Origin of the sequence: Actinoplanes sp. HUAS TT8 (genome assembly GCF_051380535.1) — a bacterium.
In the GTDB taxonomy this organism is placed as follows: domain Bacteria; phylum Actinomycetota; class Actinomycetes; order Mycobacteriales; family Micromonosporaceae; genus Actinoplanes.
This window is the reverse complement of the sequence record NZ_CP195646.1, coordinates 2,820,547-2,846,490: the sequence shown is the minus strand read 5'-3', so window position 1 is coordinate 2,846,490 and position 25,944 is coordinate 2,820,547. Positions and strand designations below refer to the sequence as shown.

21 protein-coding genes are annotated in these 25,944 nt (G+C 70.8%); 11 read left to right on the top strand and 10 right to left on the bottom strand.

Annotated features, from left to right (window positions below):
- The first annotated feature begins 122 nt into the window (after positions 1-122).
- Positions 123-1,955: an ABC transporter ATP-binding protein gene (locus tag ACSHV8_RS12520; protein WP_436532534.1), complete on the top strand. Its 1,833-nt coding sequence runs from the start codon at positions 123-125 to the stop codon at positions 1,953-1,955.
- A 6-nt stretch (positions 1,956-1,961) separates the two neighbouring features.
- On the opposite strand, the gene ACSHV8_RS12515 is transcribed toward ACSHV8_RS12520, so the two are convergent.
- The 4 genes from ACSHV8_RS12515 to ACSHV8_RS12500 are packed head-to-tail and all read right to left on the bottom strand — an operon-like array spanning position 1,962 to position 5,981.
- Positions 1,962-2,861, bottom strand: coding sequence for an NADP-dependent oxidoreductase (locus ACSHV8_RS12515; protein WP_436532532.1), 900 nt, complete (start codon positions 2,859-2,861; stop codon positions 1,962-1,964).
- Positions 2,862-2,896: 35 nt separating this feature from the next.
- Positions 2,897-3,610, bottom strand: a complete 714-nt coding sequence (locus ACSHV8_RS12510) for an ABC transporter permease subunit (protein WP_436532530.1) — start codon at positions 3,608-3,610, stop codon at positions 2,897-2,899.
- A gap of 2 nt (positions 3,611-3,612) precedes the next feature.
- Positions 3,613-5,076 (bottom strand): ABC transporter permease subunit, encoded by a 1,464-nt coding sequence (locus tag ACSHV8_RS12505; RefSeq protein ID WP_436532528.1) that lies wholly within the window; start codon positions 5,074-5,076, stop codon positions 3,613-3,615.
- Positions 5,073-5,981 (bottom strand): ATP-binding cassette domain-containing protein, encoded by a 909-nt coding sequence (locus ACSHV8_RS12500; protein ID WP_436532526.1) that lies wholly within the window; start codon positions 5,979-5,981, stop codon positions 5,073-5,075. Before ACSHV8_RS12500 ends, ACSHV8_RS12505 begins: the two co-directional genes overlap by 4 nt.
- A gap of 86 nt (positions 5,982-6,067) precedes the next feature.
- On the opposite strand from ACSHV8_RS12500, the gene ACSHV8_RS12495 reads away from it, so the two are divergent.
- Positions 6,068-6,733: a response regulator transcription factor gene (locus ACSHV8_RS12495; protein ID WP_436532524.1), complete on the top strand. Its 666-nt coding sequence runs from the start codon at positions 6,068-6,070 to the stop codon at positions 6,731-6,733.
- Complete coding sequence (locus tag ACSHV8_RS12490; RefSeq protein ID WP_436532522.1) at positions 6,730-7,839, top strand: sensor histidine kinase; 1,110 nt, start codon at positions 6,730-6,732, stop codon at positions 7,837-7,839. The genes ACSHV8_RS12495 and ACSHV8_RS12490 overlap by 4 nt, the downstream gene beginning before the upstream one ends.
- A 113-nt stretch (positions 7,840-7,952) precedes the next feature.
- On the opposite strand, the gene ACSHV8_RS12485 is transcribed toward ACSHV8_RS12490, so the two are convergent.
- Genes ACSHV8_RS12485 through ACSHV8_RS12475 form a run of 3 tightly spaced genes read right to left on the bottom strand, consistent with a single transcriptional unit; the run spans position 7,953 to position 14,503 of the window.
- Positions 7,953-8,564, bottom strand: coding sequence for a hypothetical protein (locus ACSHV8_RS12485; protein WP_436532520.1), 612 nt, complete (start codon positions 8,562-8,564; stop codon positions 7,953-7,955).
- Positions 8,561-8,905, bottom strand: a complete 345-nt coding sequence (locus ACSHV8_RS12480; RefSeq protein WP_436532518.1) for a hypothetical protein — start codon at positions 8,903-8,905, stop codon at positions 8,561-8,563. The genes ACSHV8_RS12485 and ACSHV8_RS12480 overlap by 4 nt, the downstream gene beginning before the upstream one ends.
- An 18-nt stretch (positions 8,906-8,923) precedes the next feature.
- Entirely contained in the window at positions 8,924-14,503 is a 5,580-nt protein-coding gene (locus ACSHV8_RS12475; RefSeq protein WP_436532516.1) for a CHAT domain-containing protein, read from the bottom strand.
- Positions 14,504-14,596: 93 nt separating this feature from the next.
- Here ACSHV8_RS12475 and ACSHV8_RS12470 point away from each other — a divergent pair, with 93 nt between their 5' ends.
- From ACSHV8_RS12470 to ACSHV8_RS12460, 3 genes are all read left to right on the top strand, one after another.
- Positions 14,597-15,457, top strand: coding sequence for a hypothetical protein (locus ACSHV8_RS12470; RefSeq protein ID WP_436532514.1), 861 nt, complete (start codon positions 14,597-14,599; stop codon positions 15,455-15,457).
- 353 nt (positions 15,458-15,810) lie between these two features.
- A complete protein-coding gene (locus tag ACSHV8_RS12465) occupies positions 15,811-16,503 on the top strand; it encodes a response regulator transcription factor (RefSeq protein ID WP_436532513.1) in 693 nt (230 codons plus the stop codon).
- Positions 16,500-18,287 carry a sensor histidine kinase gene (locus ACSHV8_RS12460; RefSeq protein ID WP_436532511.1) on the top strand — a complete coding sequence of 596 codons (1,788 nt, stop codon included), beginning with the start codon at positions 16,500-16,502 and terminating at the stop codon, positions 18,285-18,287. Before ACSHV8_RS12465 ends, ACSHV8_RS12460 begins: the two co-directional genes overlap by 4 nt.
- Here ACSHV8_RS12460 and ACSHV8_RS12455 read toward each other — a convergent pair.
- The gene (locus ACSHV8_RS12455) at positions 18,277-18,906 is read right to left on the bottom strand and encodes a hypothetical protein (protein WP_436532509.1); all 630 of its coding nucleotides are present in this window, start codon (positions 18,904-18,906) and stop codon (positions 18,277-18,279) included. The two genes, ACSHV8_RS12460 and ACSHV8_RS12455, sit on opposite strands and share 11 nt — an antisense overlap.
- A 3-nt stretch (positions 18,907-18,909) precedes the next feature.
- Between ACSHV8_RS12455 and ACSHV8_RS12450 the strand changes: the two genes are divergently transcribed.
- Genes ACSHV8_RS12450 through ACSHV8_RS12435 form a run of 4 tightly spaced genes read left to right on the top strand, consistent with a single transcriptional unit; the run spans position 18,910 to position 22,701 of the window.
- The gene (locus tag ACSHV8_RS12450) at positions 18,910-20,076 is read left to right on the top strand and encodes an efflux RND transporter periplasmic adaptor subunit (RefSeq protein ID WP_436532507.1); all 1,167 of its coding nucleotides are present in this window, start codon (positions 18,910-18,912) and stop codon (positions 20,074-20,076) included.
- Entirely contained in the window at positions 20,073-20,762 is a 690-nt protein-coding gene (locus tag ACSHV8_RS12445; RefSeq protein WP_436532505.1) for an ABC transporter ATP-binding protein, read from the top strand. The genes ACSHV8_RS12450 and ACSHV8_RS12445 overlap by 4 nt, the downstream gene beginning before the upstream one ends.
- Positions 20,759-21,976, top strand: a complete 1,218-nt coding sequence (locus ACSHV8_RS12440) for an ABC transporter permease (protein ID WP_436532503.1) — start codon at positions 20,759-20,761, stop codon at positions 21,974-21,976. Before ACSHV8_RS12445 ends, ACSHV8_RS12440 begins: the two co-directional genes overlap by 4 nt.
- Positions 21,977-22,035: 59 nt before the next feature.
- The gene (locus ACSHV8_RS12435; RefSeq protein ID WP_436532501.1) at positions 22,036-22,701 is read left to right on the top strand and encodes a TMEM175 family protein; all 666 of its coding nucleotides are present in this window, start codon (positions 22,036-22,038) and stop codon (positions 22,699-22,701) included.
- A gap of 15 nt (positions 22,702-22,716) precedes the next feature.
- Here ACSHV8_RS12435 and ACSHV8_RS12430 read toward each other — a convergent pair whose 3' ends face one another.
- Positions 22,717-23,325, bottom strand: coding sequence for a TetR/AcrR family transcriptional regulator (locus tag ACSHV8_RS12430; protein ID WP_436532499.1), 609 nt, complete (start codon positions 23,323-23,325; stop codon positions 22,717-22,719).
- 62 nt (positions 23,326-23,387) lie between these two features.
- Positions 23,388-24,095, bottom strand: coding sequence for a hypothetical protein (locus tag ACSHV8_RS12425; protein ID WP_436532498.1), 708 nt, complete (start codon positions 24,093-24,095; stop codon positions 23,388-23,390).
- A gap of 195 nt (positions 24,096-24,290) precedes the next feature.
- Here ACSHV8_RS12425 and ACSHV8_RS12420 point away from each other — a divergent pair, with 195 nt between their 5' ends.
- The gene (locus ACSHV8_RS12420) at positions 24,291-25,886 is read left to right on the top strand and encodes a cellulase family glycosylhydrolase (protein WP_436532496.1); all 1,596 of its coding nucleotides are present in this window, start codon (positions 24,291-24,293) and stop codon (positions 25,884-25,886) included.
- Positions 25,887-25,944 lie beyond the last annotated feature (58 nt).

Below are 25,944 nucleotides of genomic sequence, written 5' to 3'. Positions count from 1 at the left end.
CGGGCGATTCCGCGCCGGTCTCGGAGCTTGCGGCGGAGTCCGGGTCAGCTTTGCCGCTGCCGGCGGAGACCGGGTCAGCTTTGCCGCTGCCGGCGGAGAGCGGGTCGGCTTTGCTGTTGCCGGTGGCGACCGGGCGGCAGACCCTGGCCGAGCTGCGGCGACTGCTCGGGCCGCAGCGGGCGCGAATGGCCGCAGCGGTCGCGCTGCTCATCGCGGCGACCGTGGCCGGGCTGGTCACGCCGCCGCTGCTCGGGCGGATCGTCGACCTGGCCTCGACCGGTGGCAGCACCGGAGCGATCGTCGTCACCGGGATCGGCCTGGTCGCCGGGGCGCTCGGGGAGGCAGTGCCGGCCGGATTCGGGGTGGCGCTGCTCGCCCAAGGGGCCGAGAGCATGCTGGCCCGGCTGCGGGAACGGTTCGTGGACTCCGCGCTGCGGCTGCCGTTGGAGCAGGTCGAACGGGCCGGGGCGGGTGACCTGACCTCGCGGGTGACCAACGACGTGGCGGCGATCGCGGAAGCCGCTCGCGGGGCGCTGCCCGAGTTCACCCGGGCGATGCTGACGATCGGGCTGACTCTGGCCGGGATGGCCGTACTGGATTGGCGGTTTTTGATCGCCGCTCTGGTGGCCGTGCCGGTGCAGGTCTACACGGTCCGCTGGTATGCGCGACGGGCCGGACCGCTGTACGCCGCGCAGCGCGTCGCCGTCGCCGCCCAGCAGCATCACCTGCTGGCAACCATCGAAGGGGCGCGGACGATCCGGGCCTTCCGCATCGCCGACGAGCACGGAAACCGGGTGGCGACGCGCTCGCAGCAAGCGGTCGACCTGCTGCTTCGCGCGGTGGCGCTGCAGACGCGCTTCTACGCGCGGCTGCACGTGGCCGAGTTCGCCGGCCTGGCCGCGGTGCTGACGACCGGCTTCTTCCTGGTACGGGCCGACGCGGTCTCGATCGGAACCGCGACCGCCGCGGCCCTGTACTTCCACGGGCTGTTCAACCCGATCAACGTGGCTCTCGCCCTGGTCGACGACGCCCAGGTGGCCGCCTCCGGCCTGAACCGGCTGGTCGGTGTCGCCGCCCTGACCGCCGCGACGTCGCGGTCCGGCCGGCCCGCATCACCGCGCCGGGCCGATCGGCCCGCGCCGACCGACACCGCCGACCGCTCACCCCGGCCGATCCTGCCCACGGCAGCAGAGCCGGCGACGGCTTCGTCCCAGCCCAGAGCGGCCGCGCACGGATCCCGGTCGGCCGCGACGGCGCCCGAAGCCGCGGTCGTGGTCCGCGGGCTCGGGTTCGCCTACCGTGAGGGCCGGACGGTCCTGTCCGATATTGATCTGACCATCGCCCCGGGCGAGCGGGTTGCAGTCGTCGGCTCCACCGGCGCCGGCAAGACAACCCTGGCCAAGGTGATCGCCGGCGTGCACGAACCGACCGCCGGAACCGTCGACGTGCCGGCCGGCGAGGTCGCCCTGCTCACCCAGGAGGTCCACGTCTTCGCCGGACCGCTCGCCGAGGATCTGCGCCTGGCCCGCCCGGACGCCACCGACGACCAGGTACGCGCGGCGCTGGCCGCCGTCGATGCGCTGACCTGGGCCGACAAGCTGCCCGACGGCCTGGCCACCGAGGTCGGGGCCGGCGGGCACACGCTGACCGCGGCCCAGGCGCAGCAGTTGGCGTTCGCCCGCCTGATCCTGGCCGATCCCCCGGTCGCCATCCTGGACGAGGCGACCGCCGAGGCCGGCAGCGCCGGCGCCCGCCTTCTGGAGCGGGTCGCCGAGGCCGCGCTCGCCGGCCGTACCGCGCTGATCGTCGCCCACCGCCTCACCCAGGCCGCCTCCGCCGACCGCGTCGTCGTCCTCGACGCCGGCCGCATCGTCGACCTGGGCACCCACGCCGAACTGACGTCGCGCCCCGGCCCCTACGCCACCCTGTGGGAGGCCTGGTCGGCCCATCGCTGACCCGGCTCAGTCCACCGTGATCACCACCTTGCCGAGGCCGTGGCGGCTCTCGACGTCGCGGTGGGCGTCGGCGGCCCGCTCCAGCGGATACGTCGCCCGGACGTGGATCCGCAGCCGGCCGCGCGTGTGCAGGTCGACGAGTTCGGCGAGCCGGGCCGCCGAGCGGGCCGGCGGCGTGACCCGGATGCCGAGTTCCGGCGCGCCGCCGTGCTCGACCAGGGTGAGGATCCGGCCGCGGTCGGCGACCAGTTCCAGCGAGACGGCGAGCGCGTCACCCCCGGCACCGTCCAGCGCGGCGTCGACCCCGGCCGGGGCCAGCTCCCGGATCCGGTCGAGCAGCCCGTCACCGTAGGCGACCGGGATCGCCCCGAGCTCGCGCAGGTACTCGTGACTGGCCGGACGTCCGGTTCCGATCACGGTGACGCCGCGGTCCACGGCCAGCTGGACCGCGGCCGTGCCGACCCCACCGGCCGCCGCGTGGACCACCAGGGTCTCCCCCTCGGCGACGCCCAGTGTCTCCAGCGCGATGTGCGCGGTCTGCGCGCCGGCGCTGAACCCGCCGGCCACCTCCCACGCCATCCCGGCCGGCTTGGCCACGACCTGCTCCGCGGGCACGACGATGTACTCCGCGTACGCGTTGAGCGCCCCGAACCCGAGCACCTCGGTCCCGAGCAGCGCGCTCTCACCCTGGTCGATCACGCCGGCGAACTCGTTGCCGGGAACCCGGGGCAGGTCCCCCGTAACACCGGGTGGTGTCCAGCCGGACCGGACGGCGCAGTCGAACGGCTGCACCCCGGCGGCTCTGACGCGCACCCGGACCTGCCCCGGTCCCGCCTGCGGCGTGGCCACTTCCAGCACTCGAAGCACTTCCGGCCCGCCGGGCTCGGAGAATCCCGCTGCTCTCATGGTGGGGAAGTCTCCAATCTCAAGCTCGGTTGAGGTCAAGCATCACGGCGCCGCAGGGTGATCGCGGCCACCAGCAGGGCGGCCAGGGTCCACAGCGCCAGCACCCCGAGTCCTTTCCACGGGCCGATCAGCGGGTCGGCGGCCGTGGACTGGACGGCCAGGCCGGCACTGACCGGCGCGTACTTCTCGAACCGGTCGTGCCAGGTCTGGTCGGTGACCACCGAGACGATGATCGGGACGGCGTAGAGCAGCCCGAGCACGGTCCCGATGGCCGCCGCCGGGCTGCGCACGATCGTGGCCAGACCCAGACTGAACAGCGCGATCAGCACCAGGTAGAGCACCGAGCCGGCGGCCGGTCGCAGTGTCGCGTGGTACGCGGGCAGCAGCAGCTCGCCGGACCCGATCGCGCCGGCCACCGCAACCGCACCGGCGAGCGCCACGACGCCGGCGACCACGACCGCCTTGCCGAGCAGGACCGGGAGTCGCCGGGGCACGGCGGCCAGGCTCACGGCGATCATGCCGGTCTGGTACTCGTTGCCGATGACCAGCACCGCGAGGATCGCCACGACCGCATGCCCGAGCTGAACGCCGGTCAACGCGACATCCGGCCCGCAGGTGCTCCCGGAGCAGGCCGCGGCCACGATCGCGCTCAGCCCGGCCGTCGCGGCGACGATCATGAGCAGCAGTCCGAGGGTGCCGGGCGAGGTTCGCAGTTTGGTCCACTCGGCGTGCAGGGCGCGGCGGGTCACGGTCACACGTCCCGCCGGCGCAGCAGCACCGCGGCGGCGGCCAGGACCAGGGCGGTCCAGCCGGCCAGGACCGCGAGACCGGCCCACGGCGGCAGCGGGAAGTAGCCGCCGGACGGCGAGTACACCCCGTCGACCTGCGGGTACTGCTTCACGGCCTGCTGCAGGGCGAACGCCGCGGCCGGCGTGAACGTCAGCAGCCATCGGGCGGCCGAGATCGGCAGCACCGACACGGCCAGCAGGTAGGGCAGCACGATGGTCACGATCGCGACGGTCACGGCGGTGACGCTGCGCCGGAACAGGGCGCCCAGGCCGAGCGCCAGCACCGCGGAGACGGCCAGGAGCACGCCGGTGCCGGCCACGATCCGTACCTCGGTAAGGGTTGAGGAATGCATCAGGGCCACGCCGTTGGCTCGCAGGATCCGCTGACCGAGAACGACCACGATGGTGGCGGCGATGACGCCGATGACGAACGTGCCGGCGCCGATGACGGTGGCCTTGGCGGCCAGCACTCGCAGGCGCCGGGGGCCGGCGGCCAGGGTCGTGCGGATCAGGCCGCGCCGGTACTCGGTGCTCATGAACACGGCGCCGAGAACCACCACGACGATCAGCCCGGTGAACGTGCCGACCAGGGTCTGGGTCACCGAGAAGCCCGCGCCCGCCGGTGCCACGTCGCCCGAGCCGGTCACCCGCAACGACGTGCCGTCGTGTTCGGTGCCGGCCAGCTCGGTCCAGTCCGGTTTGCCGCCGACCAGGTCGCTGCGCCAGGCCGTGCCGGTCCAGCCGTCCCCGGTGGTGAGCTGCTCGAACGTGCCGGTCGCCTGGCTCGGGCCGCCCTGCGAACCGTTGAGCAGGCCCTCGTGCAGTTCGACGTCATACTGCGGCGAGGTGACGAACAGCCCCACCTCGGCGGTGGCCGGCAGGCCGGACAGGCGCGTGGAGCCGACGTCCGTCCACGTGACACCGTCGGCCGAGGCCGCCGTCGTGACCGTCTGCCCCGTACGCGAAAGGCGAAGCCATCGCGGGCCGGCGCCGGACGGACCAGCTTTGTCGTGGACGTAGTCCCACTGCATGCGGACGCCGTGCGCGCCGGTGAGCAGGACCGCGGCATAGGCCGAGCCCGGCGTGGTCCCCGATTTGATCATGAGGCCGGCCTTGGCCCACGGCGCGAGCCCGGGCCGGGTGGCGTCCGGCCCGTCGAAGATCGACCCGGTCAGCGCGGCCACGCGGACCGTGACGCTGCCGTCGCCGCCGAGCGGCTGATGCACGAAGGTGAAGCCGTCGCGCACCTCCTCGCCGCCGGGGCCGAGCGTCGGTGTGCAATCGGAGGCCGGACCATACTTCCCGCACGACCCGGACAGGCCCGGGGCCAGCCCGAACACCATGATCAGCCCGGCGGCGGCGATCATCCCGAGCACCCACCCGCGTACGCTGCGGAACTTCGTCCATTCGGCGTGCAGCATGCTCATCGCGGGTCCTCCGCCCGATAGTCGACGGCGTCGCGGGTGAGTTCCAGGTAGGCGTCCTCCAGGGTGGCTCGATGGGCCGCGAGCTCGGAGAACACGACGCCGTGGCGTTGCAGCAGACCGGCGATCGCCTCCGCCGGCAGGCCGGCGATCGAGAGGGCGCCGTCGCCGGTGGGCACGACCGATGCGCCGGCGGCTGCAAGGATTTCCGGCGCCTCCGGCGCATTCGTGCGTACGGTGATCCGGCCGCCCGACGCCGAGGTGAGCAGCTCCGCCACGGTGGCGTCGGCGATGACCCGCCCGCGCCCGACCACCACCACGTGATCGGCGGTGCCCTGCAACTCCCCCATCAGGTGGCTGGACACGAGCACCGCGCGGCCCTGCCCGGCGAGCGAGCGCAGCAGGCCCCGCATCCAGATGATGCCCTCCGGGTCCATGCCGTTGAACGGCTCGTCGAGCATCAGCGCGGGCGGGTCGCCGAGCAGCGCCGCCGCGATGCCGAGGCGCTGGCGCATGCCCAGCGAGAAACCGCCGGCCCGGCGCCGGGCGACACCGGTGAGCCCGGTCCGTTCCAGGACCTCGTCGACGCGCCGGGCGCCGAGGCCCTGCGAGTGGGCCAGCCACAGCAGGTGGTTGCGGGCCGTGCGGCCGGGCTGCAGCGCGCCGGCGTCGAGCAGCGAACCGAGGCGTCGCATCGGATCGGTCAGCTCGCGATACGGTTTGCCCTCGACCAGGGCCCGGCCGGCGTCGGGCGCGTCCAGGCCGAGGATCACGCGCATCGTGGTGGACTTGCCGGCGCCGTTGGGGCCGACGAAGCCGGTGACCTGCCCGGCTCGCACGTCGAAGGTCATGCCGTCCAGGGCGACGGCCGGGCCGTACCGCTTGCGCACTTCGCTGACGAGAATCATGGCCGCTGTTCTACGCCGGAGGCGGTGTCAGCCAGGTATCAGCGGCCGACACCTGGATGACACCGGCGGGCTGGCATCGTGGACCCATGCGAGTTCTGGTGGTGGAGGATCACGAGGTTCTCACCCGGACGATCGGGATCGGCCTGCGCCGCGAGGGCATGGCCGTCGATCTCGCGTTCGACGGTGACGAGGCCCTCGAACGGCTCGCCGTGAACCGGTATGAGGTGGTGGTCCTCGACCGCGACCTGCCCGGCACGCACGGCGATCAGGTGTGCCGGCGCATCGTCGACCATCACCCGACCAGCCGGGTCCTGATGCTCACCGCCTCCGGCACCCTGCAGGACCGTGTCGAGGGCCTGGGCCTGGGCGCCGACGACTACCTGCCCAAGCCGTTCGAGTTCCCCGAGCTGGTGGCCCGGGTCCGGGCGCTCGCCCGGCGCCCGACGACCCTGGTGCCGCCGGTGCTGCGCTCGGGTGACCTGACCGTGGACAGCTCGCTGCGGGTCGCCGTCCGCGGCGGGCGCCGCCTCGACCTGAGCCCGAAGGAGTTCGGCGTGCTGGAGTGCCTGCTCGCCGCCGGTTCCCGCCCGGTGCCGGCCGAGGAGCTGCTGGAGAAGGTGTGGGACGAGGCGGCGAACCCGTTCACCACCGCCGTGAAGACGACCGTCAAGCGGCTGCGGGCCAAGCTCGGCGACCCGCCGATCGTGCTGACGGTCCGCGAGGGCGGCTATCGGATCGGCGGGCCGTCATGACCCTGCGCACCCGGCTGATGCTGCTCTACTCGGTGCCGTTCTTCGTCGTCGGGTCGATCCTGGTGACCGTGCCCCTGCTCGGGGCCAGCCAGTCCGCGCCGGTCGGCAGTTCACCGGATCCGCACCCGGCGCCGGACATCACGGCGTTCCCGATCGGCACCTGGACGGCGGCGATGGCCGGGCTGATCGTCCTGTCGATCGGGCTGGGCTGGGTGGTGTCCGGCCGGTTCCTGCGGCCGCTGCGGCTGATGACCGAGACCGCCCGGGACATCTCGGCGACCAACCTGCACCGCCGGCTCAACGTCCCCCGCCGCGGCCGCGACGAGCTGGCCGAGCTGGCGGCCACCCTGGATCAGCTGTTCGGGCGGCTGGAGGCGTCGTTCACCTCGCAGCGGCACTTCGTGGCCAACGCGTCGCACGAGTTGCGGACCCCGCTGACCGCGGAGAAGACGGTGCTGCAGGTCGCCCTCGCCGACCCGGACGCCTCGGTGGCATCGCTGCGCGAAGCCTGCCGGCAGGTGCTCGCGCTCAGCGACTCGCAGGAGCGGCTGATCGGGGCGCTGCTCGCACTCGCCAACGGCCAGCAAGGTGTCGAGAGACCGGTCGAGCTGGACCTGGCCGAGGTCACCGGGACAGTCCTGTCCGGCCGATCCGCCGCCGGGGTGACGATCGAGTCCAGGCTGGACCCCACCCTGGTCCGGGGCGATCCGCAGCTGCTCGAAAGCCTGGTGACGAACCTGGTGGAGAATGCGCTGCAGCACAACGTGCCCGACGGCCGGGTCGAGGTGATCACCGAGCCGATCGACGACAGCCTCGTCAGCCCCGGCGTCTACGCGGTCAGCCGGCGGCCCGCCGACGGCCGCTTCGACGGGCGGCTGATCATCCGCAACACCGGGCCGGTCGTCCCGGCGGCCGAACTGGACCGGCTGTTCGAACCGTTCCAGCGCATGCGCGGCTCGCGCCTGCACGGCCGGGGCCACGGGCTCGGCCTGGCCATCGTGCGGGCAATTACGAACGTGCACGGCGCCACGCTCGACGCCTGGACCCGCCCCGAAGGCGGCCTGGACATCACGATCACCTTCCCGGCCGACGCGTTCCCTCGGTAGGCATGAGCGAAGAAGCCAAGAACTATTCGGCGCGCAGAGGGCCACGTCTTACGAGCAACATAACGCCATCGCGGAGATCAGCACGGATGGGTTCTCCGGACACGCAGGGCTGGTCAGCAATCAGCAACGGCCTGTATGCCGGTTGCGGTGCTGAGATCTACGACTTGTTCGCCGGTCTGTGTTTGCAGGACCATTTGGCCGTGGCCCATTCGGGTCGTGGAACCGCACAGCGTGCTTCCCGGGGTGGTAATTCTGATTTTGGGAGTCTGCTTGGCCGGCCCGTACCAGGTGGTTGCGACGGCGATGATCAGCAGCGCCGCGCACACCAAGGTTGACGTTATTCCGATGCGGAGGTCGCGTGCGCCTGCTTCGGCTTCCTCCACCTCCAGCGCCAGAAGTGAGCGGACCGTTCGGCGATCCGTGAGTGCCGGGCGGCCGTGGGCCGCCTGCAGGAGGCGCAGGGCTCCCAGACCGCCGGCGATCACGGCGATGAGCAGCGTCCCGCCGACCAGGATGTTCCAGGGGGTAGCGAGCTGACCGACATCGGATCGGCCCTTGACCAGGCTGAATCCCAGCAGTCCGGCCAGCAGGGCGGCCAGGCCGTTGCGCCAGGCGAGGGCCGCGACGCGTACACGGGACAGGGCTTCCCGGTGAAGGCGTTGTGTCGCCTGGCTGGCGGCGACGGTTGAAGGATCCGGTTCGGGCGACGAAACAATATTGATCATGACGCGGTGATGGTGACGTCCCAGAAGGCGCCGCAGCCCTTGAAGCCGTCCGGCCGGTTGGGGTGGTCACCGTCGCAGGTGCAGATCATTCTTTCCGTGCCGGTTGCAGGCAACTCGGGTTGGGGCCGAGAAAACGGCCACCGGCCACCCGTTCTGACCACGTGACCTCGAATGAGGTACTCCATGACGTGCCGGCACCGCTGGCAGATGCCGCGCAGGACGGTGCTCCGGCCGACCTGTTCGACGTCGAATCGGCTCGCGTGCTCGGCGTACGCGGCGTCCGTACATTCCTCGTACGGCAAAGGCTTCTCGTTCTCGGGCTGCGATGGTGGGGTCGGCAAGGTCTCTCCTGGCGATCGTCACGGTCCGGTGTGGATAAAAGGCGTCCAGACGCTCGGCTCGCCGGGGTGCGCGTGCCTCAGCTTCCGGACGGCCTCGTGCAGGGCGCCGGCGCAACGCTCGGGCCGGAGCGCCCCTCCGGTTGTCATCCGGCAATAGACGTCGCGGAACAGGTCCGTCGTGCCGATGGTGTCGTAGACGGACCAGAGGGTGGCCACGACGTGTCGATGTCCGGTGAAGTGAAGGGCGGCAGCGAGGGTCACCGATTCGTCAAGTAATGGCACCCCACCGGTGGCTGTCTTGCAAGCGGCGATTCCGGTGTAGTCCACGTGGAAACGGCCAGCTGCCACGTCCGGGATCGTCATGATGCCGTCGTGCAGAATCAGGCCGCCACGCGACGGGTCGACAAGGTCCTGGGTACCGTGGCAGCTGAAGTGCACCCAGCGGTGCCGGGTCAGTTCGGCGAGCACACGGTCACGGGTCGCCGCGGTCCCCTGAATCTCGGTGCGCCGGTCGGGCAGCAGCTCTCTGATCATCGCCAGGTCGCCGACGACTCCCTTGAGATCACGCTGGCCAGGTGTATCCGCTTGCGTGACGACCAGCATCCGGTCGGCGACCATGGGTGCGCTGAGCGGCTCCCGTGCCTGCGCCAGCGCCCGTAGTGTCGGGGTGTAGGACGACACCACTCGGTCGATGACCGCTGCGGCGGAGGCATCGCCGTGATGTCCGGCGGCGTGTATCGGCAGCAGTGTCAGTGGTCCGGTAGGGCACCACCACAGCCGGGGCCACTTCGTTCCTGGCGCCGGTATGCCGCTGAAGCCCAGGTACGACAGCACCGGCTCGGCGACCGCTTGCCAGAGCCAGCCGAGGAGTCCGGTCAGCGTCTGCTCGCTCTCATGGTCCTTCTCCAAGAAGACTCGTTCGGCACGCTGCAGGGCCTGCAGGTCGGCGGTGCTGCCGCTGCGGGCCGCGGTTTCGGCGGCCACGGCATGCGCGTCCGAGGCCACCTCGACCTCCTGAAGTACACGCAGGTATCGAGCGGTCCGGTCGGCGGCCTCCGGAAGAGTGAGATCGGGCAGTGGGCACGTTCGGACGCCGGAACGTTCGACGATGAGGGCGTCGCACCGCAGCCTGCTGACGTTGAGGATGACGGCGGTCTCCTCGTCGTTCACGGGCAGCAGTGCCGCCACTGCGGGTGGCTGCTGGAAGTGCTCGAAGCCAGGAAGCGCCCGGACTCTGGCAATCAGTTGATCCCACTCCTGGGCCAGCGCCATCCGGTTGTCGATCACCGGAGTGGCATCTTTCAACTGTTCCGTCGGGCCGTCCAATGCCGCGCCGATGCGTTGCAGCGCGGCGGCGAGATCAGGCGCGGCGCGGCGCAGCTCGCCCAGATCGGTGCGGCTGTCGAGTAGTTGCGACCACAGCACGCCCCGGCCTTGTTCGAGCAGGGACACCGCTTTTTCGGGCCGACCGGACGCGACGGCGCAGGCGGCTGCATCCGCGGCCAAGCCGAACCAGTCTGCGATGAGTCCCTCGCGTGTCGTACGGGAGGTTCGCCGCGATGCCAGCACGGGCAGCAGACGCACCGCGCCCTCGAAACCGTGCGTCGCCTCGATCCAGTCCTGCCGGGCAGCCGCCGCGGTCCCCCAGCGGGCCGCAGCGTTGATGCGGAGCCAGGCGGGGGCGACCGGGTCGGCCACCGTCTGACGCCACTCGTTCAGCGCCTTTCGCAGGTCGGTGGCCTGATGGGTCCGGCCATAACGTGTCTCCAGGATGCTGCCGAGGTTGAATCGCCTGGTGGATCCGCTCGGGTGCCCGTCGGAGGTAGCTTCCACCGCTGCCTCGCACGCGGCAACGGCCCGGTCGAGGTCGCGGTCGTCGCCGCGGCCGGCGAATCGTGCTTGCAGCGCACCAGCGAGTTCAGACAACAGCAGTGGACGGAGGGGGTGACCGGCCGGGACCAGCTCGACGGCCTCGTCGTGCAATCGCACCGCCTCGTCGATGTCCTCCGACGCGGTCGTGCGGACGCTACGGGCATGCAGTGCTGCGCCGAGATTACCGAGAAAGCGGGCGCGACCGGGGTGGCCGACGGGGGCGTCGGCGAGGGCCTCCCGGCCCACGCGGACGGCCTCGTCGATGTCTGCACGCTGCTTCGTGGCGCCGAAGCGGGTCTGCAAACCTCCGCTGAGGTTCGCCCACAGCGCGGCCCGTTCGAGATCGTCCGGCCCGCTCGCCAGTGCCGTCCGCCATGCTTCGATCGCCTGGTCGATGTCCGTACGTTCGCGGTCGCGCAGGAAACGGGCGGCGAGCGCGGTGCCGAGGTTGCCGAGATACCGGATGTTGTCCCGATGATCGTGCGGCGTGGAGGCGATGGCGATGCGGATGACCGCGATGGCACGGTCGAGGTCGGTGCTGTCCCCGCGGGCGCCGAACCGGCTCTGCAACGCGATGCTGAGGCTCGACAACACGGTAGCCCGGTGCGGTTCCCTCTCCGGTAGCTCCCGGAGAGCTTCGTCGAACAGGGCGATGGCCTCGTCGATGTCGTCGATTCGGCCGTGGTGCAGAAATGTGGTCTGCAGGGCAAGGCCCAGATTGTGCTGGCACATCGGCCGCGCGGGGTGGCCGGGCGGCGCACCGGCGAGGGCGGAACGGCCCGCTCGGACGGCCTCGCCGGCCGTCTCCACCGGTGTCTGCGCACCGGCCGGACCATCTGCTCGCAGCTGCAGGATGACGGTGAGGTTGGCGAGCAGGGACGGGCGTACGGGATCGTCGGCGGTGGAATGGGCGACCGACTCCCGGGCAACGCGGGTGGCCTCGTCGAGGTCGATCGACCGGCCGAGGCTGCGGAAACGGGTGGCCAGAAAGCCAGCCAGCTGGGACAGGAACTCCCTCCGGTGGGGATGCCACGCCCCGGCCCGGGACGCCGTTCGACCGATGTCGATCGCCTCGTCCAGATCGGCCTCCCGGCCCGCTGCCTCATATCGGGCGTGCAGCATCTCGGCGAGGCCGGCGGTGGCCATCAGCCGGTCGGCGCTGCCGGAGGCGGACTCCCGCAGGGCCGCGACAGCTCGATCGAGGTCTCCCACGTTGTTGATGACTTCGAAGCGATCGTGCAGTGCCATCGCGAGCAGCGCAAGCACCTGTGGCCGTCGCTGCCCTGCCCCGTCGAGGGCGCTGCTGATCACCGCGATGGCCTCGTCGATGTCAGCCCGGGCCGTTGTGCGCTGGAACCGCGATCGCAGCAGATTCCCCAGCATCGGCAGACACGCCTCCCGGTCAGGATGACCTGGGGGTAACGCGGCCAGCACCTTGCGGGTCAGGTCGATACCCTGATCAAGGCTTTCAGCCTCACCGGTCCACTCAAATCGATCGCTGTGCACGGCAGCCGTGTTCATCAGCAACGTGGGAAGTTCCGGATCACCCGATGGGCTTGCGGCGAGTGCCGCGCCCATGACGTCCACGGCTTCGTCGATGTCGGCGCGCCGGCGGAGCCGCTCGAACCGGCTGTGCAGCGCCGACCCGAGGTTGGCCAGGTCACGCACCAGGTACGGGTGATCCGGCGCCCTCCCGGCCACGGCATCGCGCAGTGCGCCGATCGCGACCTCGACATCGGAGGACGTCGCGGAGTCATGAAACCGCTGCAGGTGGAAGAGGCCCAGCTGGGAAAGGTCATCGACGCGGTAGGGGTCGTTGCCGCCCCGGATGGCGAGCGCGCCGGCGGTCAGCGTGATCGCCTCGTCGAGGTCAGCCGCGACGCCAATCGCCTCGAATCGGGTGTGCAGGGCCACGGCGAGCAGCGAGCGCCGCGTCGCCTGATAGGGATCGTCAGGTGATGCCTCGGCAATCGCTGCGCGGCCCGTGACGATCGATTCGTCGATGTCCGCCTTCGCCGCGCTCCGGCCGAAGCGCTGCCGCAGAGCCGAGGCCAGTCGGGTCTGCCGGGGCGCGCGGTGGGGGTGTCCGGCCTCGGTGGAGGCCAGCGCCTCCCGGCTGAGGTCGATAGCCTCGTCCAGGTCGGTCGGGACACCGAACTGTTCGAACCGCGTCTCCAATGCGTCGGCGAGTTCGACCAGGTACTCCGCGCGGTCCGGATGATCGGGCCGGACCGCCGCGACCGCCTGGCGCAGGATCGTGACGGCCTCGTGCAATCGCGACCAGTCCTGCGTCTCGTCGGCCTGCCGCAGCACCTCGGCGGCGTGGACGGACAAGTCGTCGGCACCGTGCTCGAGGATGCGGCGCATTCGCTGTGGGACCAGCTCCACATCGAGGTCGTAGAATCCGGCGAACAGCCTCACGGCCGCGGCCAGGTCGGCGATGCCCTGATCGGGCGGCAGGGCGATGAACCGTACGAGGTGCAGCCAGCCGAGCACATGGGCGGCGACGTCCAGCGGGACCTCACCCGTGCCGAGCCGCAGCAGCCGGTCGAGTTCGTCGGCTTCCGCCCGCGCACTGTCGGACGTCACCTGCGCCGCGTCATCGTTGCGATACGCCTCGATGCGCCGGTCAAGCCGATCCACGAGCACGTTGATGACATCCGCGTCGAGACTTCGTTGCAGTTCGGCCAGCCGCTCGAGGTCGGCTGCGTACGTGGCGGCCTCCGGGTGATCGACCGGAGCGGCGGTGACAGCATCCCGCGCGGCGGACAGGGCCTCTTCGAGGTCTCGCCGGTCGCCCGTCCGGTGATGGCGGCCTGCGAGCATCTGAGCCAGGTCTGACAGGTAGTCCGGACGCTCCCGATGGTCGGGCGGCAGCGCCGACACGGCACTGCGGGCAGCGACGACGGCATCGGACAGATCGGATTCACCTCCGAGCGCCACGTGCCGGTCCATCAGGACGATCCCGAGATCGGACAGGTATCCGGCCCGGTGCCGATCGTCGCCGGCGGCTTCGTCCAAGACTTCCCGCGCAGTGTCGACTGCTCGATCGATGTCGTCGCGGTCCCCGGTCAGCGCGAATCGGTCCCTGAGCAGGCGACCGAGCTGCGACCGGACAAGCGTGCGTCTCGGACCGGGAGGGCAGAGCACGAGCGCCTCCTCGGCCAGCCGCACGGCCCTGTTCAGCAAGTCCGGCGACTCTGCGAGCAGGTGCTGCTCATGCAGGATCAACGCGAGATTGTGCCGGGATCCAGCACTCTCCATGGTCCCCGGCACGGCGCAGGCGACGGCCTCCTCCGCCAAGGCGATTGCCTCGACCAGCCCACTGCCCCCGGGGTGACCCTGCTGCGACAGAAGCGCAAGTGCGAGGTCAGAGAGGCGGCGGCTCCGATCCGGGTGGTCCGTTCCGGTACTCGCGAGAACGGTCCGGCTGAGCGCGATCGCATTCTCCAGGTCGCCCGCCTCACCGAGCAGCTCGTAGCGGCGTCGCAACGTCGCTGCGAGCTCCGCCAGCCATTCGACGCGGCGGTGGTCGGTGGAGGTCTCCAGCGTCAAAGCCTGCCTGATCAGGCTCGCGGCTTCGTCCACATCGCCGCGCAGGCCGGTTCTTTCGTAGCGCTCGCGCAGTGCCAGGGCGAGTCGCACCAGGCACGGCGGATGGTCGAAGCCGTGCCCCGGATTCTCGGCGAGCAGACGGCGGGCCGACTCCACCGGATCGACTTCCATCAACCAAGTCTCGGCCGATGCGGCGAACGCGGTCTACCCGACGTACGGCGACGATCCGGGCATGATCGTTGTTTGCGGGCGTCCGGACGCACGATGGCACAGTCCATCGACGTGAATACGGTCGTCGCTATGGGTGGCACACCGCTGGACGGTTACTCGGGCGACGAACGGTGGCACCGCGCGCAGCTCAATGCCTGGCGGCGCAGCCGGTTCGCGCAGTTTCCATATCGGCCGGGGCAGCAGATGACCCTCGGCCCGGATGGTTACAACTACCTGCAAGGGTTCTTCCAGACGTCGGAGGACCGTATTCCGGCGTTCTATCGCAACCGGCTCGTAGCAGGCGGCCGCGAATGTCTGGGCTGCGACGGTACCGGAGCCGCGATATCTGCCGACGACCGATCGGTGCTGGTCGAGCACGTCTGCCGCCATTGCGGCGGCAGCGGAAGCAGCACCGAGAAGATCTACCGCCAGCGTGAACCCGGTGCGGCCGGTGTGCCCTACGCCCACACCGGCCACCATCACAGCGGGCGAGCGGCCGAACCACAACCGGACCCGGCTGAACAGCAGCGCCGGGAACGGCGACGACGTACCAGCCCTCCGGTCTTCGACGGCCGGCTCCGTGGTGCCGTCGGCTTCGCCGTCTTTGTCGTGCTGTCCTGCCTGATCTCGCAGCCGTTGCTTGCCGTCGCCGGCGACAAGGACGCGGCCACCTTCGTTGCGCTGCTGGCCGGCGCTGCTGGCGGCGCCGGCGCCGGGCGCCTGATCTTCGGTCCGCTGCGCGGCAGCCAGGTGCTCGGCCCCCTGTGGATCTTGGTGCTCCCCGTCTACCTTCTGTGTGCGGGGCTCTTTCTGCTGTCATTCGCCATCGAGTCACTCGATAAGAGCACTCTCGATGTGTGGGAGATGACGTACACCGTCCGGGAATCGCTGAGCAAGGTCCCTCTCGGCCGATGAACCGGTGGCCGAGGCGGCTACGCACAGCGGACCCGAACGATCAGCAGTGAACGTCGCCGATGCCGAGCACCGGCAGCCTCAGCCCAGGACATTTTCGGGCCGCGTCGGCGAGCGGGAGTGCGCTCCAACGCTAGGAGCTGACGGGGACGTGGTGGCGCCAGCCACGCCGACGAGGCGTGCGGTCGACGAGGTTGCCCGCCACCGCACCCATTCCGCACGGGACAGTACGGGTGGACATCCGCTCCTGACGGCCGCCCGCCCACAACAACCGGCAGGCGCCGCGGACCTTGAGGAAGTTGTCAGATTTGGCGTGATCTTCTTCGCGGCTGCCGCCGCGCCCTATAGTCGCGCTGGTGTGTGCCCATGTGCTCGTCGCCGAGGATGATCAGAGGCAGGCCGAGCTGCTGCGCCAGTATCTACGCGCGGCCGGCCACCAGGTGACGGTCGTGCACGACGGCCGCAGCGCGCTGGCCCAGTCCCGGCGTCAGCCGCCGGACCTGCTGATCCTGGATCTCATGATGCCGCACCTGGACGGGCTGGAGGTGTGCCGGGCGCTGCGCCGCGACGACAGCGGCCTGATGGTGCTGATGCTCACCGCCCGCGCCGACGAGGACGATCTCCTGACCGGTCTGGAGCTCGGCGCCGACGACTACCTGACCAAGCCTTACAGTCCGCGGGAGTTGGTGGCGCGGGTGCGGACCCTGCTGCGCCGCCGGCGTCCTTCCCGGGACAAAGACGATGAGGTGTACGTGGCCGGGCCGCTCACCGTCGACGCCGGGCGGCACCGCGTCGAGGTCGCCGGGACAGTCGTCGACTGCACGCCCGGTGAGTTCGCCATCCTGGCGGCCATGGCAGCCAGGCCGGAACGCGTGTTCACCCGCACCCAGCTGCTCGACCACACGCGCGGTATCGAGCGCAGCTCCACGGTCCGCACGATCGACATGCACGTGTCGAACCTGCGCCGCAAGATCGAGCCCGATCCGCGCCGGCCGGCGTTGCTGGTCACCGTCTACGGGCTGGGCTACAAGCTGACCGGTGAGCCGTGAGGCCCTCGGGCCGCGTACCGCTGCATCGCAGCATTTTCGGGCGCCTGCTGGCCACCTCTCTGCTCATCGCCGTGGCCGCCACCGCGGCGACGGCATGGCTGGCCGTGCAGTCGACCAGTCGCGCCATCCAGCAGCAGCAGGGCCGGTCGCTGGCCGACGACAAGAGCGTCTACGACATGCTGATCGCGTACGCCGCCACGCACCGCGACTGGTCCGGCGTCCAGCAGTCGGTCCAGGACCGGGCGGCGGCGATCGGCCGGCGGATCACCCTGACCGACGAGGACCGTGAGGTGCTGGCCGACTCGGGTGGGAGCGCATCACTGGCGGCCGTCCGGGCGTCGGCCACGGTCGACCCGCTGCGCCTCGATCAGGCGCTGACCGGCAGCACCGAACGCATCGACGCGCGGGCCGTGGGCCCGTACCGGCTGCCGCCGGGCGAACGCGCGCAGTTGCTGCGTTCCGCGCAGGAAAGGCTGGACTGCCTGCGGGTGCGCGACATCGACGGCCGGGTCGCGGACGATCCGAGCGGCCGGCCCACCGTACAGTTGACCGGTCCTGACCTGCAGGGGCTGGCCGGGGTGTGCCGGGCCAAGACCGTCATGCTGACCGCCACCGAGGCTCGTGCCCTGGACGAGTTGACCACGCTCGTCACCCAGTGCCTGGGTCTGAGCCCGTGGACCAAACTGGTGATCGATCGGGACTTCGCCGTCGAGCATGTGTCGGTCGCGCCGGCCGACCGGTCCCGCGACCTGAGCACCCCGCGGACCCAGCAGTGCATTCAGGATGCCCGGGTGCGGCAGCTGAGACCGTACGTCGCCTCGGCTGCCTTGCTTTTCATCACCGACCCGCAGAGCCCGGCCGACGAGCCGGTGTTCCGCATGTCCCGGGCCAACGGGCTGCGCATCGCCGGGGTCACCGGCGCGGTCCTGCTCACCACCATGGTGCTCACCGTGCTGGTCGGTCGCCGGCTGGTCCGGCCGTTGCGCGCGCTGACCGAGGCCGCCGCCCAGCCGGTCGAGCGGGCGGCCCGGATGCCGGTCACCCGCGACGACGAGGTCGGCTATCTGGCCCGCGCCCTCAACGACCTGGCCGAGCGGCGCGAGCAGGCGGAGGCGCAGCGGCGTCGCATGGTCGGCGACATCGCGCACGAGCTGCGCAACCCGCTGACCAACATCCAGGGCTGGTTGGAGGCGGCGCAGGACGGGGTGGCGCAGGACCCGGCGACCGTGCTGGAACTGCTGCACGACGAAACGGCGGTCCTGCGCCGCATCGTCGAGGACCTCGGCGATCTGGCCGCCGCCGACGCGGGCCGTCTGCGGCTGCACCGCGAGCCGGTCTACCTGCGTGAACTCGTGACACAGGTGGGTGAGTCCCACGAGAGTGTCGCGGCCAGGGCCGGATTGACCGTCACGTCCGAGGTCCGCGGCGATCCGGTGGCCGAGGCCGATCCGGTGCGGCTGCGCCAGATCGTCGGCAATCTGGTGTCGAATGCGATCCGGTACACCCCGGCCGGTGGCACGGTGACCGTGATGGCCGCCGAGTCCGGCGGCGAGGTCGTGGTCGTGGTCGCCGACAGCGGCATCGGCATCGCGGCCGACGACCTGCCGAGGATCTTCGACCGGTTCTGGCGGGCCGACGTCTCCCGGACGCGGGCCACCGGCGGCAGCGGCCTGGGCCTGCCGATCGCCCGGGAGCTGGCCGAGGCGCACGGCGGCACGCTCACCGCGCAGAGCCGGCCGGGTCACGGCACCAGCGTGACCCTTCGGCTGCCGGTCAGTCCTTGAACGCTGCGATCCGGCACGCCTCGATCTTCGGGGACTGGAAATCGCCTTCCGGACCGATCTCGGTCAGGCCGAACTCTCCGTTCTCGTCCGGGGTGTTGACCTTGTAGCCCTGTTTCTTCGCGCACTCGTACCACTGCCGTTGATTGTCCCGGAAGGCCGTGAGGTCCGTGCGTTTCTGCCGCTGCTCGTAGGTTTCCGGTTCTTTGGCGAGACAGGCCGCCCGTACCGCCTTGGCCGCCGGTGTGGGGTCGAAGGCGAGCTTCCAGTTCTCGGCGAACTCCGGTCCGCCCTTCTGTTTCACGCACTGCTGCCAGATCGCCCACATCGCATTGCGTTCCTCTTCGGAGGCGTCGACACGGATCAGCGGCTGCTGATCGGCCGGATCGGCGGCCGGGCTCGTCCGGGAGTCCGGACTCTGCAGGGTGGCCACGTGACCGGCCCCGGAGGGCGTCGGCTTCGCGGCCGTACAACCGGCGGCCAGACCGGCAACGGCCAGCGCCGCCATGGTGTAGCGCACTACTTTGACATCGAACATGGCCACACCATCGCGGATCATTGTCAGGGATCGTTCAGGATCAACAGACCTGAAGAGATCCTGAAAAACGGCCGCAATGCTCACCGCATGCCTTCCGAAAAACCGCCTTCCCGCCGGCGGCTCGCCTTCTCCGTCGCGCTGGTCCTGGCCGCGGCCGCAACCGGAGGGGCCCTCTGGTCCGTACGTCGTGGCGGCGCCGCACCGGCCGCCGACGCCTCGATCCCGGTCCGCACCGTGGCCGTGGTCCGGACCGACATGACGGCGACGGAATCACTGACCGGCACGCTCGGCTACGGCCGTTCCCGGCCGGTGAAGGGCGCCAAGGACGGCATCGTCACCTGGCTGCCGCAACCCGGCACCCCGATCCGGCGCGGTGGCCAGGTCTTCCGCGTCGACGATCGGCCCGTGCCGCTGTTCTACGGCGCGATGCCGCTGTACCGGCCGCTCACCGAGATCGGCACGGTGGGACGCGACGTCCGCATCGTGGCGGCCAACCTCGAAGCGCTCGGCTATCCGGTAGGCCGGCAGCCCGGCGCCGGGGAGACGATCACCCGGCCCACCCCGACGCCGAGCCCCTCGGCCTCGGCTCCGGTGGAGAAACCGGCGACCAAACGGGTCACGGTCGGTAAAGGCGAGGGCGTGCTGACCAGCTCGTTGATGGCGGCGATCAAGAAGTGGCAGCGGGACGCCGGCCTCCCGGTGCTCGGCAGCCTCACGGTCGGCGACGTCGTCGTGCTGCCCGGCGCCGTACGCGTCGAAGCCGTCACCGCCCAGCCGGGCGACGCCGCCATCGCGCCGCTGATGAGCGTCACCCCGACCGCGAAGGTCGTCACCGTCCCCGCCGAGGTCACCGCGGCCGTCACGATCCAGCGCGGTGACCAGGTCACGGTGGTGCTCCCGGGCGACAAGTCGGCCACCGGCGAAGTGTCCGCCGTCGCCGCGGCAGCCGTCGAGGAGGGAGCCGGCCCGTCGGACACCCCGAAACGGTCCATCACCGTGACTGTCGACGACGACAAGGCTCTGGCCGGTCTGGACTCGGCGAAGGTACGGGTCGACTTCGGCGGCGAGTCCCACCACGACGTCCTCGCCGTCCCGGTCGGGGCGCTGGTCGCGCTGCGCGAGGGCGGCTACGCCGTGGAACTGGCCGCCGGCAACCGGCTCGTCGCCGTCACCACCGGCATGTTCGCCACCGGCCTGGTCGAGATCACCGGCGACGGTCTCGCCGCGGGCGACATGGTGGTGACCAGCTCATGACCGATCCCACGGTGCTGTCCGTCCACGACGCCCGGATGGACTATCCCGGTGGTGTGACCGCGCTGGCCGGCGTCACCCTCGACATCAGTGACGGCGAGATGCTGGCCATCGTCGGCCCTTCCGGTTCGGGCAAGTCGACGCTGCTCAACATCATGGGCACCCTGGCCCGCCCGACGTCCGGCCGCATTCATCTCGGCGGCCTGGATGTGGCCACGCTGCGCGACCGGCAGCTGTCCGCGCTGCGGGGACGCTGGCTGGGATTCGTGTTCCAGCAGTTCCACCTGTCGGCCGGGCTGACTGCGGCCGAGAACGTCGCCACCGGCCTGCTCTACGCCGGCGTCCCCCGCCGGCACCGCCGGGACCGGGCCCTGGCGGCGCTCGACCGGGTCGGCCTGTCACATCGCGTGGCGCATCGGCCGCATCAGCTCTCCGGCGGCGAGCGGCAGCGGGTCGCCATCGCCCGGGCCGTGGTGCACGAGCCCGCGCTCCTGCTCGCCGACGAACCGACCGGCGCGCTGGACGTGCGCAACGGCCAGGCCGTGCGGGGCCTGCTGGAGCAGTTGCATCGTGACGGGACCACGATCGCCGTCATCACCCACGACCGGGACGTCGCGGCCCGGCTGCCGCGCCGGGTCGAACTGCTCGACGGCCGGCTGGTCGCCGATTCCACGGGGAGGGCCGGGTGAATCGAGCCGCCACCGCCGCCCGTCCGATCCGGCTGTCCGCCCTGGACCTGGTCAGCCTCGGCTGGTTCGGCCTTCGCGCACGGCGGGCCCGGGCCGCGCTGTCCGCGCTGGGCATCGCCATCGGCATCGCCACCATGATCACGGTCATCGGGATCCCGGCGTCGAGCCAGGCCCAGCTGATGCGCGAACTCTCCGCCCTGGGCACCAACATGCTGCAGGTCACCGCGGTCCCGGACCGGCAACCGGAGGCCCGGCTGCCGGCCGAGTCGGTGGGCATGGTCCGCCGGATCGGGGCGGTGACCCGGGTCGGCGCGGTGGCCAACACCCACACGTCGGTACGCCGTTCCGATCGCGCCGATCCCGCGGACAGCTCCGGGCTGACCGTCCTGGCCGGCGAACTCGACCTGCTGCCGGCCATCGACGCGCACATCAGCCACGGCCAGTGGCTCACCGAGACCACCGCCCGCTTCCCCACCGTGGTTCTCGGCGCGGTGGCGGCGTCACGGCTGGGCGTCACCGGTGTGCCGAGCGGTGAAGACGACAGCCGGCAGGTGATGATCGGCGACCGGTGGTTCACCGTCGTCGGCATCCTCGCCACCGTCCCGCTGCTCCCGGAGATCGACCGATCGGTGTTCGTCGGCTGGCCGGTCGCCCGTTCGGAGCTGGCTTTCGACGGCCGGCCCACGGTTCTCTACCTTCAGGCGGCGGAACCGGCGATCGAGGACGTCCGTGCCGTCCTGCCCGAGACCGTGAACCCCGCGCAGCCCGCCGACGTCCTGGTCAGCCGCCCCTCGGAGGCGCTGATCGCCAAACGGGCCACCGAGACCGCGTTCTCCGCGCTGTTCCTCGCCCTGGCCGCGGTGGCCCTGCTCGTCGGTGGGATCGGGGTCGCCAACACCATGGTCATCTCCGTGCTGGAGCGCCGCACCGAGATCGGGCTGCGCCGGGCGCTGGGCGCGACCAAGGGCCAGATCCGCGGACAGTTCCTGATCGAGTCGACGATGCTCGCGCTGCTGGGCGGGGTGACCGGATCGCTGCTGGGCTCGGCGGCCACGGTGGCCTGGGCGGCCGGGCACCGGTGGCCGGTAGTCGTCCCGGTCTCGGCCACGCTGGCCGGGCTCGGTGGCGCCCTGCTGGTGGGGGTCGTCGCCGGTGTCTATCCGTCGATGCGGGCCGCGGCCCTCCCGCCGACGGAGGCACTCGGCAGCGGCTGAGCATCACAGTTGGGCGGCGCGGCGAGCCGGTGGTGATCTTCGTAGGCCAGAATCGCGCGGTGCAGAACGATGAGAAGATTCCCGCCGGGTACACACCGGAGCGTGTCGGCTTCTTCACCGACGCCGTGTTCGCGATCGCGATGACGCTGCTGGTCATCGACATCCCCAAACCCGAGGGCAGCGCCGAGTTCGACGCCGCCGAGGTGGGTCGCGCCGAGGCCGCCCGCAATCTGCTGCATTTCCTGTACGAGCAGATCCCGTCCTTCTCGGCGTACCTTCTCGCCTTTTACATTCTCTGGATCGTCTGGCGCCAGCACCACCAGCTGCTCGACCGGGTCGAACGCCTGTCCCCCGGCCTGATCCGCCTGCACTTCCCGCTGCTTCTGCTGGTCGGCCTGCTGCCGTACGCGACCACGGTCTACGACCACAACACGTTCAACCCGGCGGCGGCCGGCCTGTTCACCGTCGCCGTGGCCACGCTGCTGCTGGTCCGCTCCGGGATCCAGGGCCGGGCGCTCAAGGACGATCTGCTGCACGAGGACGTCGACCGGACCGCCTACCGCCGGGACGTGCGCGTCTCGTGGACCGTCGCCTGGTATTTCCTGGCGACCCTGCTGTTCTGCTGGTTCACGCCGTGGCTGACGTTCCTGTGGTTCGGCGCCCCGCTGCTCGGTTCGATCCTCGGCCGCCGGACCGGCTCGAAACCGGTGAGCCCGCGAGGGTGAGTCCCGCGCGTGCGGTCAGTGGCCGGTCTCGGCGCGGATCAGGGCCTGGGCGGCCCGGACGGCCCGGCCGGCGGTGTCGTCGATGCTGAGCGCACCCCGGTTGAAGAACCCCTCGGTGTATAGCGAGGTGTAGCCGTGCCCGACCGCGATGATCGCTTCCACCAGGGCAACCCCTTGCTGGTACGTGGGTACGTCGGTGGCGAATGCCAGTTCCAGCGTCGTCTCCATCAGCGCCCGCGTGTGTTCCCGCCGTCCGTCGTCGGCCACGGCGTAGAGCTCGGCCGCATAGATCACCGGAAGCCCGGCGCCGGTGCTCACCACGAACCGGAAGTACGCCCCCGCCAGCGACGCCAACCGGGCCGCCGGTTCGGGACCGGCCTCATCGGCAGCGGCAAGGACCGCGGCACGCAGGTCACGGGCCGCGGCAGCCGAGACCGCGGCGAGCAGGTGGTCCCGGTCCGGGAAGTGACGGTAGGGTGCGGCCGAGCTGACCCCGGCCCGGCGGGCGACCGCGGCCACCGAGAATCGCCGCAGCCCGACTTCGGCGAGCAGCTCGAAACTGGCCGTGATCAGGGCCGCGCGCAGGTCACCGTGGTGGTAACCGCGATCCCGCGACTCGCCCATCCTGTCCCCTCGCCGCAGTGTAAGTTGCCTCTTACATTAGCAAGCGAAAGCAGGTCACAGGTCTAGAGGTCGACCACGGTCAGCCAGTCGGCCGAGGCCGGGCGATAGCCGTGCCGGGCGACCAGACCGTGCACCACGGCCGGCACGTGGCCCGCCCCGTACACCACCGCGATCTCGATCTTCTCGTTCTGCCGCTCGTCGTGCAGCCGGGTCAGCGCGTCCAGCAGCCGCCGGTCCCGGTCGCCGAGCAGCGCGTCGTCGAAGCCGGGATAACGCTCGGCCACCGCCTCGTCCTTCGCGCTGGGCAGGTCGTTCACCTCGACGGCCCGGCTCCAGACCATCCGCGTGCCGCCGAACAGCCGGACCAGCACGACGCCCGGCAGCACCAGCCAGAACAGCAGCCGGTGCACGACCGGCATCCGCCGCCAGCCGCGGGCGAACTCGTCCCCGCTGACGTCCGGCTCGATCACCGGCACGCCCAGCGCACCGTAGTCGATGTCCTGTTTGACGAGTCCGGCCCGCCGGTTGAAGCGCAGGATCGTGTAGCTCAGGGTGAGCGCCCCGGACAGCACCGACGGCCGGGCCGAGGGCCCGACCCCTTCGGCCACGATCACGTCGGCCTTCCTCAGCCGCCGGGTGACCGCGGTATAGAACCCCGGCGCCGCCATGTGAATCATCGGGTAGAGCACGAACTGCATCGATGTCCCGCGGCGGCGCAACCGGATGACGGCCGAGCGTACGCCGAGCTCGGTGAATTCAACGATCTGCATACCGACCTCCCCGCGCTCAGGGTGACAACGACCGGCAACCAGGGTCAGCGCGCCGCCCGGAACGTAGGCAATCCGAAAGTTCAATCGAAGCGGTTCGATTGACATGGGAGCGTTCCCATTCGACACTTCTCGCCGGGCGCGACCCCGGATTCACCGCCGGTTTCCGCGCCACGGACCGCACGAGAGGAACCGCTGATGAGTTCGATGGCAAGAAGGGCCGGGCTCGCTCTCACCGCCGCCGCCCTGGCCCTCGCGGGCGCCGTGTACGGCGTGACCTCGGCCTCGGCCGACGTCACGGCCCAGCTGACCGCTCCTCAGCTGGTCGCCGACATGGGCGCCGGCTGGAACCTGGGCAACCAGTTGGAGGCCAGCAACAACGGCGTCCCCGGCGAGACCGCCTGGGGCAACCCCACCATCACCCAGGCCCTGATCAACCGGGTCAAGGCCTCGGGCTTCAAGACGATCCGCATCCCGATCTCGTACCTGGCCGACATCGGCGCAGGCCCGAACTACACGGTCGACGCCGCCTGGCTGAACCGGATCGAAGAGGTCGTCAACTACGCGTACGGCCAAGGCCTGTACGTCGTGATCAACATGCACGGTGACGGCTACAAATCGGTCACCGGCTCCTGGCTGATCTGCGACGCCGCCGACCAGACGACGATCAAGGCGAAGTACCAGAAGGTGTGGCAGCAGGTCGCGACACGATTCGCGAACTACAACGAACACCTGATCCTGGAGTCGATGAACGAGGAGTTCGACGGCCAGTACGGCACGCCGACCCAGCCCTGCTACTCGAACATCAACGCCTACAACCAGATCTTCGTCGACACCGTCCGCAAGACCGGCGGCACCAACGCCTCACGCTGGCTGCTCGTCCCGGGCTGGAACACCAACATCGACTACACCGTCGGCAGCTACGGGTTCACGCTGCCCACCGATCAGTACCGGTCAACCTCGATCCCCAGTACCGAGCAGCGGATCATGATCTCCGTCCACTACTACGACCCGTGGGACTTCACCGGTCAGGAGGACGGCAACATCACGCAGTGGGGTCCGAACGCGACCAACACCGCGAAGACCTCGACCTGGGGGCAGGCCGACTATCTCGACGGCCAGCTGAAGAAGGTGCACGACACCTTCGTCGCCCGCGGCTACCCGGTGCTCGTCGGCGAATACGGTTCGATCGACAAGACCGCCGCCGACTCCACCAACAACCGCTACCGCGCCGACTACGCGCGCACCCTGGTCGCCGCCGCCAAGAAATACGGCGCCGCCACCGCTTACTGGGACAACGGCTACAACGGAGCGTACGGCTTCGGCCTGTTCAACCGCTCCTCGGCCACGGTCACCCAGCAGAGCATCATCGACGCCATCATCAGCGCGGCCGGCGGTAGCACCTCCACCACCCCGCCCACCAGCCCGTCGGCCACCCCCTCGGTGACCCCGTCGGCCACGCCGTCCACGAGCAGCCCGGCCGGCGCCTGCCAGGTCACCAGCACGGTCAGCGCGTGGAACACCGGCCTGACCAACAGCATCACCATCACCAACACCGCGACGACGGCCGTCAACGGCTGGAACCTGACCTTCACCCTGGCCACCGGCCAGACCATCACCTCCGGCTGGAGCGCCACCTACACGCCGGCCACGGGTGCGGTCACCGCAACCAACGTCAGCTACAACGGCACCCTCGCCCCGGGCGCTTCGACCACCATCGGCTACCAGGCCACCCACACCGGCAACGCCGCCGCCCCCACCGGCTTCCGCCTCAACGGCGCCACCTGCAACTGACCCGGACGCGGTGGGCCGGAGCCGTTCGACCAGCCCCGGCCCACCGCGTTCCGACAAT

Excerpts from the sequence above, each read along its gene's own strand:
- ACSHV8_RS12515 (WP_436532532.1), bottom strand. The coding sequence starts at position 2,861 with ATGAGAGCAGCGGGATTCTCCGAGCCCGGCGGGCCGGAAGTGCTTCGA.
- ACSHV8_RS12505 (WP_436532528.1), bottom strand. The coding sequence starts at position 5,076 with ATGAGCATGCTGCACGCCGAATGGACGAAGTTCCGCAGCGTACGCGGG.
- ACSHV8_RS12500 (WP_436532526.1), bottom strand. The coding sequence starts at position 5,981 with ATGATTCTCGTCAGCGAAGTGCGCAAGCGGTACGGCCCGGCCGTCGCC.
- ACSHV8_RS12495 (WP_436532524.1), top strand. The coding sequence starts at position 6,068 with ATGCGAGTTCTGGTGGTGGAGGATCACGAGGTTCTCACCCGGACGATC.
- ACSHV8_RS12490 (WP_436532522.1), top strand. The coding sequence starts at position 6,730 with ATGACCCTGCGCACCCGGCTGATGCTGCTCTACTCGGTGCCGTTCTTC.
- ACSHV8_RS12485 (WP_436532520.1), bottom strand. The coding sequence starts at position 8,564 with ATGATCAATATTGTTTCGTCGCCCGAACCGGATCCTTCAACCGTCGCC.
- ACSHV8_RS12475 (WP_436532516.1), bottom strand. The coding sequence starts at position 14,503 with ATGGAAGTCGATCCGGTGGAGTCGGCCCGCCGTCTGCTCGCCGAGAAT.
- ACSHV8_RS12470 (WP_436532514.1), top strand. The coding sequence starts at position 14,597 with ATGGCACAGTCCATCGACGTGAATACGGTCGTCGCTATGGGTGGCACA.
- ACSHV8_RS12450 (WP_436532507.1), top strand. The coding sequence starts at position 18,910 with ATGCCTTCCGAAAAACCGCCTTCCCGCCGGCGGCTCGCCTTCTCCGTC.
- ACSHV8_RS12445 (WP_436532505.1), top strand. The coding sequence starts at position 20,073 with ATGACCGATCCCACGGTGCTGTCCGTCCACGACGCCCGGATGGACTAT.
- ACSHV8_RS12430 (WP_436532499.1), bottom strand. The coding sequence starts at position 23,325 with ATGGGCGAGTCGCGGGATCGCGGTTACCACCACGGTGACCTGCGCGCG.
- ACSHV8_RS12425 (WP_436532498.1), bottom strand. The coding sequence starts at position 24,095 with ATGCAGATCGTTGAATTCACCGAGCTCGGCGTACGCTCGGCCGTCATC.
- ACSHV8_RS12420 (WP_436532496.1), top strand. The coding sequence starts at position 24,291 with ATGAGTTCGATGGCAAGAAGGGCCGGGCTCGCTCTCACCGCCGCCGCC.